The 12,646-nt window shown below is 47.6% G+C and carries 10 protein-coding genes; 6 read left to right on the top strand and 4 right to left on the bottom strand.

The genetic code is table 11. From position 1 onward, the window contains the following. Positions 1 to 11: 11 nt before the first annotated feature. The 4 genes from V5J77_RS18175 (at position 12) to ppsA (ending at position 6,672) form a co-directional block, all read left to right on the top strand. Positions 12 to 731 (top strand): helix-turn-helix domain-containing protein, encoded by a 720-nt coding sequence (locus V5J77_RS18175; RefSeq protein WP_338552217.1) that lies wholly within the window; start codon positions 12 to 14, stop codon positions 729 to 731. A gap of 5 nt (positions 732 to 736) precedes the next feature. Further along, positions 737 to 1,204, top strand: a complete 468-nt coding sequence (locus tag V5J77_RS18170; RefSeq protein ID WP_338552216.1) for a DMT family transporter — start codon at positions 737 to 739, stop codon at positions 1,202 to 1,204. Between the two features lie 332 nt (positions 1,205 to 1,536). Then, positions 1,537 to 3,984 carry an RNA polymerase recycling motor HelD gene (helD, locus tag V5J77_RS18165; protein WP_338552215.1) on the top strand — a complete coding sequence of 816 codons (2,448 nt, stop codon included), beginning with the start codon at positions 1,537 to 1,539 and terminating at the stop codon, positions 3,982 to 3,984. A gap of 90 nt (positions 3,985 to 4,074) precedes the next feature. Next, positions 4,075 to 6,672, top strand: a complete 2,598-nt coding sequence (ppsA, locus tag V5J77_RS18160) for a phosphoenolpyruvate synthase (protein ID WP_338552214.1) — start codon at positions 4,075 to 4,077, stop codon at positions 6,670 to 6,672. A gap of 133 nt (positions 6,673 to 6,805) precedes the next feature. On the opposite strand, the gene V5J77_RS18155 is transcribed toward ppsA, so the two are convergent. Continuing rightward, the gene (locus V5J77_RS18155) at positions 6,806 to 7,540 is read right to left on the bottom strand and encodes an EcsC family protein (protein WP_338552213.1); all 735 of its coding nucleotides are present in this window, start codon (positions 7,538 to 7,540) and stop codon (positions 6,806 to 6,808) included. Between the two features lie 537 nt (positions 7,541 to 8,077). On the opposite strand from V5J77_RS18155, the gene V5J77_RS18150 reads away from it, so the two are divergent. After that, entirely contained in the window at positions 8,078 to 9,196 is a 1,119-nt protein-coding gene (locus V5J77_RS18150) for an MFS transporter (protein ID WP_338556909.1), read from the top strand. Between the two features lie 29 nt (positions 9,197 to 9,225). Here the strand turns inward: V5J77_RS18150 and V5J77_RS18145 are convergent, their stop codons facing one another. Then, entirely contained in the window at positions 9,226 to 10,110 is an 885-nt protein-coding gene (locus tag V5J77_RS18145; protein ID WP_338552212.1) for a LysR family transcriptional regulator, read from the bottom strand. Between the two features lie 131 nt (positions 10,111 to 10,241). Between V5J77_RS18145 and V5J77_RS18140 the strand changes: the two genes are divergently transcribed. Next, positions 10,242 to 10,952 carry a tautomerase family protein gene (locus V5J77_RS18140; RefSeq protein ID WP_338552211.1) on the top strand — a complete coding sequence of 237 codons (711 nt, stop codon included), beginning with the start codon at positions 10,242 to 10,244 and terminating at the stop codon, positions 10,950 to 10,952. A gap of 34 nt (positions 10,953 to 10,986) precedes the next feature. Here the strand turns inward: V5J77_RS18140 and V5J77_RS18135 are convergent, their stop codons facing one another. Beyond that, positions 10,987 to 11,166 (bottom strand): hypothetical protein, encoded by a 180-nt coding sequence (locus V5J77_RS18135; RefSeq protein WP_338552210.1) that lies wholly within the window; start codon positions 11,164 to 11,166, stop codon positions 10,987 to 10,989. 116 nt (positions 11,167 to 11,282) lie between these two features. Beyond that, a complete protein-coding gene (locus tag V5J77_RS18130; protein WP_338552209.1) occupies positions 11,283 to 12,635 on the bottom strand; it encodes an MATE family efflux transporter in 1,353 nt (450 codons plus the stop codon). Between the last annotated feature and the right edge of the window lie 11 nt (positions 12,636 to 12,646).

Raw genomic sequence — 12,646 nt, 5'->3', positions numbered from 1 at the left:
GAAGTGGGAAAATGATTGAAATCAAGGATCGTCAGCTATTGAATCATTATTTGCATCTGCATCAGCTGGAGTCGGTATTTAATGAGCGGCTGCACACCTATTTAACCTTGTACAGCTTTGAACAGGAGGAGCTTATATGCGGCCAGGGGAATGTGCCTCAGCATATGTATGTGCTGGTGAAGGGGAAAATAAAAGTATATACGAGCTCGTCGGAGGGGAAGACGCTGCTTATTTCCTTTAAGACGCCGCTTGAGGTTATTGGCGATGTGGAATATATTCGCGGGACCGAGTTTCTCAATACAGTGGAGGCCGTATCGCCTGTTATTATGATAGGGATTCAGCATCGCTGGCTAGATAAGCATGGCGGGGATTATGCGCCGCTGCTGCGTTTTTTATTGGAAAATATTACGCGGAAGTTTTATTATAAATCCAATTCAATGAGCTTGAATGTTATGCAGCCTGTGGATGTGCGTCTAGCCAGCTATTTGCTGTCAGTCTCGTACGACGAATCGGATGCGCAATTTAAAGGGGAGCTCAGCACAGACCATTTAAGAGATGTTGCTAATTTGATTGGCACCAGCTACCGGCATTTGAACCGAGTCATTCGGCAGTTTTGTGAGGCGGGCCTCATTGAGCGTTCGAAGCAAAGGATTGTCATCAAAAATAAAGATGCCCTTAGCAAGCGGGCCAATCATCATATTTATACGTTAACGGATCAGAAGGGGGAGTAAGGTTTTTGATGACAGGGATATTTTTATCGCTTATGGCGGGAGCGCTCCTTAGCATACAAGCGATTTTTAACAGCAAGGTAAATGAAAGGGCAGGAACGTGGGCGACCACGACGCTCGTATTGGGACTTGGGTTTCTGGCCGCTTTAATCATAGGCTTTATTTTGGAAGGGAAGCAGCTGTTTGTTTGGAAGGATATGGAGCCTTGGTTTTGGTTCAGTGGATTAATTGGGGTTGTCATCGTTATGAGCCTAGTGCAGGCGATGAAGCTGCTTAGCCCGACAATAGCCATTGCCGTTGTCATGACGAGTGAGGTTTTGTTTGCTTTATTATGGGATTCGCTGGGCTGGATGGGATTGACTCAGGTGCCGTTTACAATCAACAAGCTGCTGGGCGTGCTGGTCATCATCGGTGGCATTTTTGTATTAAAATTTGGCGGCAGCCGCGAGCGGCAGAAAGTATCGAAGGCAGCGTAGTTTACTGTAGCATATGTGAGAGAGTATTTCTCTGAGAGGGGGAATAATCGACTACCTATAGGGCAACAAAAAAAGCAGCCGGTCGAAATGATCGGCTGCTTTGCGTGACAACAAAGGATAAACATAGGGTTCATTTGGTTTAGCGCTCGACATTACTCATAATAAAAAAAGAATTGAACAATAAAAAACACTATGATATAATCTATAGCGCTATTGACAAATTAAAACTAGATATTATTCAATTTTACTCCTAATTTAATTGTACATCTAGCATTTTGATTTGTCAATGCTCTTTTTATCTCCAAAAAAGGAAAAAGGAGCGTGTTGAAAAGATGGATATAAACAATTGGCAGCAAGAGCATGAGCAAGAGAAGGAGCAACAGCATGAACAGGAGCGGCTGGAGCGGGTCAGAAACAAGCTGCAGTCGAGAATGTCCGAGCTGGAGCCAGAGGTTGCCGGACTGCATGATCAGGCAGCGGACATTCGACGGCGGTTTTGGGAAGAAGTGACGTTGAATACAAGCACGTACGAGGATTTTGAAGAGACCTTCTACACGATTAATCAGCAGTCTGCGATATTAGCCGAACGAGAGCGCGGTCACAAGCTGATGATGCAGCAATGGAAAAACATGGAACGGTTGCTCCCCGCTCCTTATTTTGGGCGTATCGACTTTCAAGAGAAGGGTTCAGAGCTCAGCGAACAGATTTATATCGGAGTAGCTTCCTTTGTCGACGAAGACGGATTGAGCTTTCTGATCTATGACTGGCGTACTCCAATCGCTAGCTTATACTACGATTATTCCCCGGGCCCGGCGTCTTATGTGACACCGGTCGGACGAATCGAGGGGGAAATGGAGCTCAAACGACAGTTTCAGATTCAAAACGGACAAATCCAGAGCATGTTTGACGCAAGCGAAACAATCGGAGACGACCTGCTCCAGCAGGTGCTTGGCAAAGGTGCGAATTCGCAAATGAAGAGTATCGTAGCCACCATCCAAAAGGAGCAAAATGCAATTATACGCGATGATTCAAGCCGGATGCTTATCGTACAAGGGGCGGCTGGAAGTGGCAAAACATCTGCGGCATTGCAGCGGGTGGCTTACTTGCTTTACAAACACCGTCAGACGATCAAAGCCGATCAAATGGTGCTTTTCTCTCCAAATCCGATGTTTATCAGCTATGTTTCCACCGTCCTGCCGGAGCTTGGCGAGGAGAATATGCAGCAGACAACCTTTCAAGAATACCTCGACTATTGGCTTGACGCAGCGTTACGGCCAGAAGATGCCTTTGATCAAATCGAATATGTATTGACTGCACGAGACACCCCTGGATACGAGGCCCGCCTGCAAGGAATAGCGTACAAGGCTTCTGATGTTTTCCTGCATGCCCTGCAAAGCTATGGGAAATGGTTGGGGCAGCAAGGCATGCAATTCAAGGGTATTCGACTTCGCGACCACGATTTGATAACCGAGGAGCGCATGAGGGTGGAATTTTATAGCTACAATCGTTCCCTGCCGCTGTTCAACCGTGTTCTCCTCTTACAGGAATGGCTGCTGAATGAATTGACTTTGCTGGAGCGGATAGAACGGGAAGCGTCTTGGGTACAGGAGGAGCTCCATTATCTTGACCCCGAGCATTACGCGGACGTTTTTGAAATGCTGCATAAGGAGCGGGAAGTGTTCGATCTTTCGGAGCAAATCGCCAAGGTTCGCGAAATGATGAGCAGCAAGCGCCGGGAAGATGAAGGCGACTTTGACTTCGCTTGGAGAGAGGAGGAATTGCTCCGCCGAAGGATCGTGAAGGCGTGCTTCAACCCGCTAAGGAAAGGCGTAAAGAAGTTTTCATTTATAGATGTTAAAGGCATATATGGTCAATTATTTGGCGACGAGGCTGATTATCGGGAAAAGACGAATGAAGTTGACATTCCCCTGCATTGGACTGAAATATGCAGACAAACGAAGGAAAGGCTGCTTCATAATGAGCTGTTCCATGAGGATGCGACTCCGTATTTGTATGTAAAAGAGCTAATCGAGGGTGTGCGGACAAACACCGAAATCCGGTATGTCTTTGTTGATGAGGGACAGGATTATTCGCCATTTCAATATGAGTATTTAAAAAAGCTTTTTCCGCGTGCCCGGATGACGGTGCTAGGCGATTTTGGGCAAGCCATCTTCATGCAAGCTACAAGCTTGAGCGCAATGGATTCACCGCTCATACGCCTTTACGGTGAGGCTGAAACAAGCCTTGTCTCCCTCATGCGCAGCTATCGTTCCACTAGGGAGATTGTTGAATTTACGAAATTAATGCTTCCAGATGGAGAGTCCATTACACCGTTTGAAAGGGGAGGGCAAAAGCCCCTACTGAAGGAATTGGACGGCGAGGAGAAGCGTCATGCACAAATCGCAGCAGATATCGCTATGCTCAGAGCGGAGGGCTTCAATTCCATCGCCGTCATTACGAAGACAGCAGCCGAAAGCCGCATCGCTCATGAAGCATTGCGAAAACAAGGAGGGGAGGCTTTGCTGCTCATTACAAATGAGGCGCTGCGCTTTGAGAAAGCAGTGATGGTTCTTCCCGTGTATCTGGCCAAGGGCATTGAGTTCGATGCAGTCCTCGTGTATGATGCTTCGCCTGAAGCCTACAGCCGGAATAACGAGCGCAAGCTTCTCTATACGGGGTGCACGCGGGCTATGCATAGGCTTCATCTTTACACGACGGGAGCTTGGTCGCCGTTCATTCAGGAATTGCCTGCAAATGTTTACAACAAAGCAACAACTTGATGTGTTTCGTGGAGCCTGGGCTGCTTGTCAGCTATATACCGCTATATGCTTGTTAAATTTCATCATTCTAATGGTTGGGAGAGATAGGGTATGCGTTCTATGGTTCTCGGTTTTCACGAAATAGAAAAAAGTCAGCAGCAGCTCGTTGGCGGAAAAGGCTTGAATTTAGGGGAATTATCCAAAATGGCAGGAATACAAGTGCCAGAAGGCTTTTGTGTTACTACAGCGGGTTACCAAGCAGCTATCGCGCAGCGTGAAACGTATCATGCTTTATTGGAGCAGCTATCCAAGCTAAAAGTAGAGGATCGAGTGCAAATTGGTGAAATCAGCAAGCAGATTCGACAGCTCATTGTGGAGGCAGAGCTTCCTTCCGATGTTGTGCAGGCCGTCACTCACTATCTCACTATACGCGGTGAAAAGTATGCTTATGCTGTGCGTTCTAGTGCGACGGCCGAGGATTTGCCACATGCTTCTTTTGCTGGTCAGCATGACAGCTATTTGAATGTTATCGGCAAGGAAGCAATCTTGAAGCATATTAGCAAATGCTGGGCTTCTCTATTCACGGAGCGTGCAGTCATCTACCGTATGAAAAATAAGTTTGACCACAGGCAGGTGTATTTATCCGTTATCATTCAAAGAATGGTTGCTCCACAGGCGTCCGGCATCTTATTTACCGCTGATCCAATTACCTCCAATCGTAAGCTGCTCTCGATTGATGCCAGCTTTGGACTTGGAGAAGCATTGGTGTCAGGCTTGGTATCTGCCGATTGCTATAAGGTGCGTGAGGATGAAATCGTTGACAGGAGAATAGCCGCTAAAAAATTGGCGATCTATGGTTTAAGGGAAGGCGGTACAGAGACGAAGCAGATTGATTCTAATCAGCAGCAGGCTCAAGCTCTGACGGACCAACAAATTTTACAGCTTGCCCGCATTGGAAGGGAAATTGAAGAGCATTTTGGCTGCCCGCAGGACATCGAATGGTGTTTGGCAGACGGCACATTTTATATCGTCCAGAGTCGGCCGATCACTACTTTATACCCGATTCCCGAAGTGAATGATCAAGAGGATCATGTCTATGTATCGGTAGGTCATCAACAAATGATGACAGATCCGATAAAACCGTTAGGTCTGTCTTTTTACCTGCTCATTACTCCTGCACCTATGCGTAAAGCTGGCGGGAGATTGTTTGTTGATATCGCTCCTAGACTGGCTACTGCTGTTGGCAGGGAAGCTTTATTAAATGCTTTGGGATCTGATCCGCTCATAAAAGGCGCACTCAAGACCATCATCGAGCGGAATTTTATGCAAGGGGCAGCAAATGATCACACAGCTCCGATCCCTAGCAGAAGCGATATAGATAGGCTGATGCAAATTGACAATGATCCTGAAATCGTTGCTGAATTGATCAAGCGTAATCAAAATTCGATAGAAGAGTTGAAACAAAGCATTCAAGCGAAAACGGGCGCGGATTTATTTGATTTTATTGTGGAAGATGTCCAGCAATTAAAGAAAATATTATTTGATCCGCAAAGCTCGGCTGTATTTATGGCGGCTATGGATGCTTCAGCATGGATAAATGAGCATATGTACGAATGGTTAGGTGAAAAAAATGCAGCGGATACGCTTTCTCAATCCGTACAGGGCAATATTACTTCGGAGATGGGTCTTGCGCTAATGGATGTCGCAGATGCAATTCGGCCTTTTCCAGATGTCATTGAATACTTAGAGCATATCAAAGACGATAGTCTGTTGGATGAGCTTGTAAAGCTTACAGGCGGGCAGGAAGCTCTGGAAGCCATTCATCATTATCTCGATAAATACGGCATGCGTTGTGCGGGAGAAATTGATATGACGAGAGCACGTTGGAGTGAAAAACCAAGTACGCTTGTGCCTCTGATTTTGGGCAACATCAAAAACTTTGAGCCTAATGCTGGCAAACGGAAATTTGAGCAAGGGCTTCAGGAGGCTTTGGATAAGGAGCAGGAGTTATTGAATCGGTTGCAGCTATTACCGGATGGCGAACGAAAAGTCAAAGAGAGCAAACGAATGATCAGCCTTATTCGGAATTTTATCGGTTATCGTGAATATCCCAAATACGGAATGATGAATCGCTACTTTGTATATAAGCAAGCTCTAATGAAAGAAGCGGAAACACTCGTACAGGCGGGTGTGATTTATGACAAAGACGATGTACACTATCTCTTTTTTGAAGAGCTTCACGATGTCGTGCGCACAAAGAAGCTGGACTATTCTATGATCAGTAAACGAAAAACAGAGTACGAAATATATGAAAAGCTAACGCCACCTCGTGTGATGACGTCCGATGGTGAAATCGTTACGGGCAAGTACGAGCGAGACCATCTGCCGGCCCAAGCTATTGCAGGCCTGCCTGTGTCTTCGGGAGTCATTGAGGGGCGAGCACGTGTCATCTTAAGGATGGAGGAGGCTGCGCTGGAGGTTGGAGATATATTAGTCACCTCCTTTACGGACCCTGGCTGGACGCCATTGTTTGTTTCCATTAAGGGACTAGTCACCGAGGTGGGCGGACTCATGACCCATGGAGCCGTTATTGCACGTGAATACGGCCTGCCAGCCGTTGTAGGTGTGGAGAATGCTACTACGCTAATAAAGGATGGGCAGCGAATCCGTGTAAATGGAACGGAAGGCTACATCGAAATTTTGGGATAGTGTAGTGCAGCCTCACCTCGCAAGCGCGATACTAGCTAGTGTTCCATAGCTGGCGTCGAATCATTAAAAAGCAGCATTGCAGCCGGTCAAAATGGATGGGCTGCAATGCTGCCAATCAATCAATCAGCCTGTGTTACTGGCCCTCGCTTAATCTGCGCAAACGATAGGCGTTCATCGCGGCTTCGCCAAGCTCCTCAAGTATGGTGTAATTCGCCCAAGCGCCAGCTGCTGCACCAATCCCCGGCACCATCTGCAGCATTTTCCGAAAGTCGATAGAGTCGCGATATTCCTTCTGGAACGTTTCCCAGTCCATATTTTTGGAGTAGCCTTCTTCCGATAAATACTGCCCCTTTTCCGTATCCCAGCGTTTGACTGTGTTTAGCAGCTTGGCGCGTTGCTGGGCTCCGGAGAATGCCATTTGGAATACTTTAAGAATGAAAACTCGCTCGGAAAAATGCTTCGTGTCATAGCCATAAACATGAGCGAGCTCAAACAAAAATTTCATTTTAATTGCAATTAAAGCAGGAAAGTCCACGATGCTAAGCGCAATGCCGCCCGCACCGGTGCCTGCTCCTTCGGCGGTCGCAATTTTTTGGTATAGGGAAAACAATCGCTTCGCCTCTTGATCGGCATGCTCTAGCGAAAGACCCCGCTTGACCTGTCTCTGAGGCGTATATTCCGCGCCAAACAGCGCTGTGCGAACGATTGACTTTATAGTGGTCGTAATGACGTTGTGAATCTTAGGTGGAATTAAGTCGTTAATTCGCTTGCCAATCGTCTTGGATGCTTTCTCCAGCCAACCGGGCGGCTTGAAAAACTGGCGCTCCCAAGCGACGATTTCTCTGTACACCTTATGCTCGTCATTCATTGTTAATTGCTCCTTCAACAGATTTGGCTATATTGTATAGGAGAATGCCATGCTTTGGAATAGACTAGAGCAGGTGAAGGAGCCCCGACGAAAGTCGTGGAAATGCTGGAGTTTTAGCAAGCCGCTTAGGCGGGAAACGCCACGAAATGGCTTCAGTAAAGGATGGATTTTAATGAACATTTAAATTAAAGGTTTAGGTGTTCTTTTTCATGAAAATCCATTGAAATACATCTTACATTCCTTATTCGTTGCATGTAAATTACGCTCCTGTTTATGTAAGCTTAAACCAGCAAAACGACGGGTAGGTTTGCTGGCAAGTTCACATTTTAATTAAGGAGTGGTTTTACATTGAACAAGCATCATCTTAATTCTGCTAGCCTTACGGCAGCGGATGCTCAAGCAAGCGCCAAAGCAGGTACCAAAGCAAGTGCCAAAGCAAGTGCCAAAGCAAGTGCCAAAGCAAGTGCCAAAGCAAGCGCGAAAGCAGGTGCTCAAGAAACGGAGCGACTGCCTCTGCCTGCATTATTGGCACTCGCTATGGCGGGCTTTATATGTATTTTGACGGAGACGATTCCCGCTGGCCTGCTGCCGCAAATCAGTGAGGGACTCCATATTTCCGAGGCGCTTGCGGGTCAATTGGTTACCGCATACGCGCTGGGCACCCTGTTGACAGCTATCCCTTTGACGGCGGCTACGAGCAGCTGGCGAAGGCGGCCTCTGCTGCTGCTTTGTATGTCGGGCTTCCTGCTGTTCAACAGTGTAACGGCGTTATCCTCCAGCTATGGGCTGACCATAATGGCCCGTTTTATGGCGGGGGTAAGCTCCGGTATATTATGGGGCATGTCGGCAGGCTATGCTCGCCGCATGGTGCCTGATGCGCTGAAGGGCCGCGCTATGGCTATAGCGATGCTCGGAGCGCCTATCGCGCTTGCGCTTGGTGTTCCTGCCGGTACTTTCCTTGGTGTGTTTGCGGGCTGGCGAATTGTATTTGGAATTATGTCGCTGCTTGCTGTGCTGCTCATCTTATGGGTGATAAGAAAGATGCCGGACTTTGCAGGACAAGCTTCGACCAAGAGACGATCCCTTTTTCGTGTATTTATTATGCCGGGAGTAAGGCCCATCTTAGCCGTTGTTCTAGCCTGGGTGCTTGCACACAACATTCTTTATACGTATATAGCGCCTTTTTTGGCTGCGCTTGGACTTGTGGAGCGCGTAGATGTCGTTTTACTCGTGTTTGGCGTAACATCGGTGGCGGGCATCGCCCTTATTGGCTTGTTGATCGACCGCATGCAGCGGGCTATGGTCTTAATTAGCCTTGCGGGCTTCGCTGTCGCCTCTATCCTGCTAGGGATCGGCAGCAGCACGCCTATGCTCATTTATGTGGCCGTTGCTTTATGGGGGCTGACCTTCGGCGGAGCGGCAACGCTTCTGCAAACGGCGCTTGCAGAAGCTGCTGGCGACCATGCGGATGTGGCGCAAGCCATGCTGGTGACAGCTTGGAATTTAGCGATTGGCGGAGGCGGTTTAATCGGTGCGATTTTGCTAGAGATGCTTGGCGTGATGACCTTCCCTTGGGCGCTGCTCCTGCTTGTAATCGTTGCTCTGCTCATCGCTTGGCTGGCCAAGGAGCATGGATTCCGCTCGAAGCGAGGCTGAGGCCTTTCTTCTCCAGACGACGGACTCCTTCATGTGATCTTAACAAGCGATAGCTCTTCTTTAATAGATTGAATCATCTGCTGCTTCGTTGTTGCCGTATAAACCTCCTTGCGCGACTGTAGCAAGCCAATGGGAATGGATGCATCCTGGAGCTTTACATCAAGGGTCACAAGATTCGGTGAAAGCTCTGTTGAAGTAAGAACAGCACCTACTGTGTCTGTCTGCTGGATAAAGGCTGGGATCGCAGAAATTTGACTGACCGTATGCAGCATGGGAGCTTCGTCATAGCGAGCAAGCTGCTTGGATAAACGTAAATAATAAAGGCAGGTGCTTCCTCCAATAAGAAGTGGATAGCCAAGCAGCTCTGAAAAATCGAGCTCGTTCCTGCTTGCCAGTGGATGGCCGCTTGCTGCCACAAAAGCTATTTTTTCGTGGAATAAAGGCTCAAAGCGAAAGGAGGTCGAATCCGCAGGCTCCCCGCATATGGCAAAGTCGAGCTCGCCTTGCAGGACAGCGCGGGACAGCGCATCCGTGTTGCCTACAACAAAATGACAGGAGACACGAGGCTTATGCACCTGAAAGCGCTGAAATGAAGCGGGCAGTATTTGCTTGGCAAGAGATTCTATCGCCCCTAAGCTGACCGTTCCGATTTCTTCTTGCTGCAAAGCCTTCGCCTGCTCCGCTACATATTGCCAATGACCGATAAGCTTGTCCACTTCATCTGCGAAAAGCTGCCCGGCGGCCGTAAGCTCGGCATCCCAGCCCCGATTGAACAGCTGAATGCCAAGCTCCTTCTCCAGTCGCTGCACTTGATTAGTGATAGTGGACTGAGCATAATGCAGCTTAAGGGCGGCCTTGGAAAAGTTGCCTTCTTGAACAATCGTTTGAAACGTCGTTAGCTCCTTCAAATCCATGCTGAACAGCTCCTTATTTATAGCTATTTATCTTATTCGACATAACTGAACAAGTATATGAATTTAATCAATTATACAAATAAATGGCGAGGACGTACAATGAGGGCATCCAATTGAAGGAGGAAGTCAGCATGCCATTCGTCAGAGTCAGTTATTTGGAGAGTAAATATGATGAACCGCAGTTGTCGGCTATAAGCCAAGTTATTATGCAGGCACTTATGGAGCATTTTCATGTGCCGGAGGACGATTTTTTTCAAGTATTCCATGGGCATCGATCAGGCGAGTTTTTTTATAGTCCCGATTATTTAAATATTAGGCGGAGCGATGGATTGCTTTATATTCAAATTACATTGAAATCGGGAAGAAGCACATTGCAGAAGCAGCATTTTTATAAAAGGGTAGCGGAACGTATGGAGCGCGAGCTAGCGATTAGAGAGGAGGACATTTTCATCTTACTCGTAGGGACGGAGCTTGCGGACTGGACGTTCGGCAGCGGAATTGCCCAAATGCTGGTGCCTCAAGGAGAGATGGCTTCGGACGTCCGGCAAACGTTCGGGGATATTGCGCCCGCATTCGCCAAATATTCGGAGGAGGTGCTCTTTGGCGAGGTGTGGAACAGAGAGCAGCTGTCGCGGCGGGATCGCAGCTTGCTTACGATAGCCGCCTTAGTGGCAGGTGGAGCCACAGAGCAGCTGCCCTTCCATCTTCGGCTAGGTCAGCAGCACGGGTTGACGGAGGAGCAGGTGGTAGAAGCCTTAACCCACCTGGCTTTTTATGCGGGCTGGCCGCGAGCCGCAGCTGCTATCGAAGCTGCGAAGCAGCAGTTCCAAGAAAATAGCTAATCCCCCAAAATGGAGGATTTTCCAATGGCTTGCTTCATAAAATGATAAATAACAATACAGCATTGTTTTTTTCTGATGACATAAAATGACGCAATTTGCCTCTCAAGGCATCAGCCGAGCTGCCAAGCTTGGCAATACCAGCGAAGCGATCAAATGGCATAATAAAAGCATTTAAAGAAAGCTGGGTGTGAGCAATCGCATCCAGGCGCTGCATGTCGCAAAGGCAGCACATATTTTGCTGTCATAGCCTTGTAAGACGGCTTATTCTATAAGGCTGCTAAAAGATACGGAAGGAGGCCTTCCGTATCTTTTTTTAATCAATAAATATATTTAATGCGCCAATTGCTCTACATTTGGCTGTAGTTTATTGCGCAGCACATAGAGCATGACCGCCCCGACAAGGAAGGCGACAGCATCCGCTATGACCAGCGACCAGACAACGCCATGGAAGCCATTCATGCGATTTGCGATATACAAGACGGGGATGAGCGTTGCACCTTGCACGATTGCCATTACGAAAGCCGCTTTTGCTTGACCCGTCGCTTGGAAAATACCTGTGAACAGCGTTGTCGTCCCGGAAATGAATAAGGATAAAAAGGTGACATGCAGAATATAGCTGCCTAGTTCAATTAATTGCGGATCGTTCGTGAAGAAGCCAATCAAATGATCCGAGGTTAAATACACGATAACACCGAAGACCGCAGCCAAAGCAGCAACCATCTTAATCGTGAAGCTAATCGTTTTTTTCATCCGCAGCTTATTGGCCGTGAAGGAAAAGGCGATGAGCGGCACAACCCCTTCACACAGCCCCATTAGAATCACTTCAGGGAATTGCAGCAATCGTGATGAAATGCCATATCCAGCAACGGCTTGATTGCCATATTCAATAAGGTAATGGTTGAAAATAAGTCCCATTGCACCTAGAAACATGCTCATAATAAATACGGGGGTGCCAATTTTAAAAATGTTGCTTATTATTTCTTTAGATGCTTTGAAGCACTTCAACGATAGGCTGAGGAACTTGCTTGTTCTTCCGATATAGATAGCGTAAAAGAGGCTTGCTGCTGCGTTGGAAATGACTGTTGCTGCTGCAACCTCCATTACATCCCCATGGAACACAAAAATAACGAGTGCATCGAGTATAATATTGACGACAACGCTTAGAATCATCCCAATCATGGAGGTCATAGCCGCTCCTTCGGCGCGGACGATGTTTTCCAAGGAGAAAAATAAGACGACAAACGGCGAGCCGATGAGCATCATGGTGACATAGTCTTTCGTGAATGCGAAGGAGCTGGCCGTTGCCCCAAGCCCATGAACAATCTGGTCGATAAGCGGTAGTCCAGCAATCATCAATAAAATACCGAGCCCAAGACTTGTAAAGAAGGAGAAGGAGGACACCTGCTTCACCACATCATACCTTTTTTCACCTAATAATCTGGAGATGAATGTACCTGCGCCTATGCCAACCAGATTACCCAGCGCCATAAAGGCTGCGAACAACGGTAGGGTAAGCGCTAGCGCCGTTAGCATTTCGGTATTGTGCAGGGTGCCCAGAAAATAGGCGTTTAAAATAGAGTAAATGACACTCATTGACATGCCGAGCATCATAGGAACGGCGAAATGGGCAATCGCTTTGTAAATCGGTGCTTTTTCAAAATAATGGAGGTTTTCAGTATCCATGGGGGTCACCA

Origin of the sequence: Paenibacillus sp. KS-LC4 (assembly GCF_036894955.1) — a bacterium.
Taxonomy (GTDB): Bacteria; Bacillota; Bacilli; order Paenibacillales; family Paenibacillaceae; genus Pristimantibacillus.
The sequence above is the reverse complement of the archived record's forward strand: the minus strand, read 5'-3'. Positions and strand labels throughout refer to the sequence as shown.

What these genes read in the sequence shown, in the direction of transcription:
- V5J77_RS18130 (WP_338552209.1), bottom strand. Translation starts at nt 12,635, where the DNA reads ATGGATACTGAAAACCTCCATTATTTTGAAAAAGCACCGATTTACAAA.
- V5J77_RS18175 (WP_338552217.1), top strand. Translation starts at nt 12, where the DNA reads ATGATTGAAATCAAGGATCGTCAGCTATTGAATCATTATTTGCATCTG.
- ppsA (WP_338552214.1), top strand. Translation starts at nt 4,075, where the DNA reads ATGCGTTCTATGGTTCTCGGTTTTCACGAAATAGAAAAAAGTCAGCAG.
- V5J77_RS18135 (WP_338552210.1), bottom strand. Translation starts at nt 11,166, where the DNA reads ATGCAGCGCCTGGATGCGATTGCTCACACCCAGCTTTCTTTAAATGCT.
- V5J77_RS18155 (WP_338552213.1), bottom strand. Translation starts at nt 7,540, where the DNA reads ATGAATGACGAGCATAAGGTGTACAGAGAAATCGTCGCTTGGGAGCGC.
- V5J77_RS18150 (WP_338556909.1), top strand. Translation starts at nt 8,078, where the DNA reads ATGGCGGGCTTTATATGTATTTTGACGGAGACGATTCCCGCTGGCCTG.
- V5J77_RS18140 (WP_338552211.1), top strand. Translation starts at nt 10,242, where the DNA reads ATGCCATTCGTCAGAGTCAGTTATTTGGAGAGTAAATATGATGAACCG.
- helD (WP_338552215.1), top strand. Translation starts at nt 1,537, where the DNA reads ATGGATATAAACAATTGGCAGCAAGAGCATGAGCAAGAGAAGGAGCAA.
- V5J77_RS18145 (WP_338552212.1), bottom strand. Translation starts at nt 10,110, where the DNA reads ATGGATTTGAAGGAGCTAACGACGTTTCAAACGATTGTTCAAGAAGGC.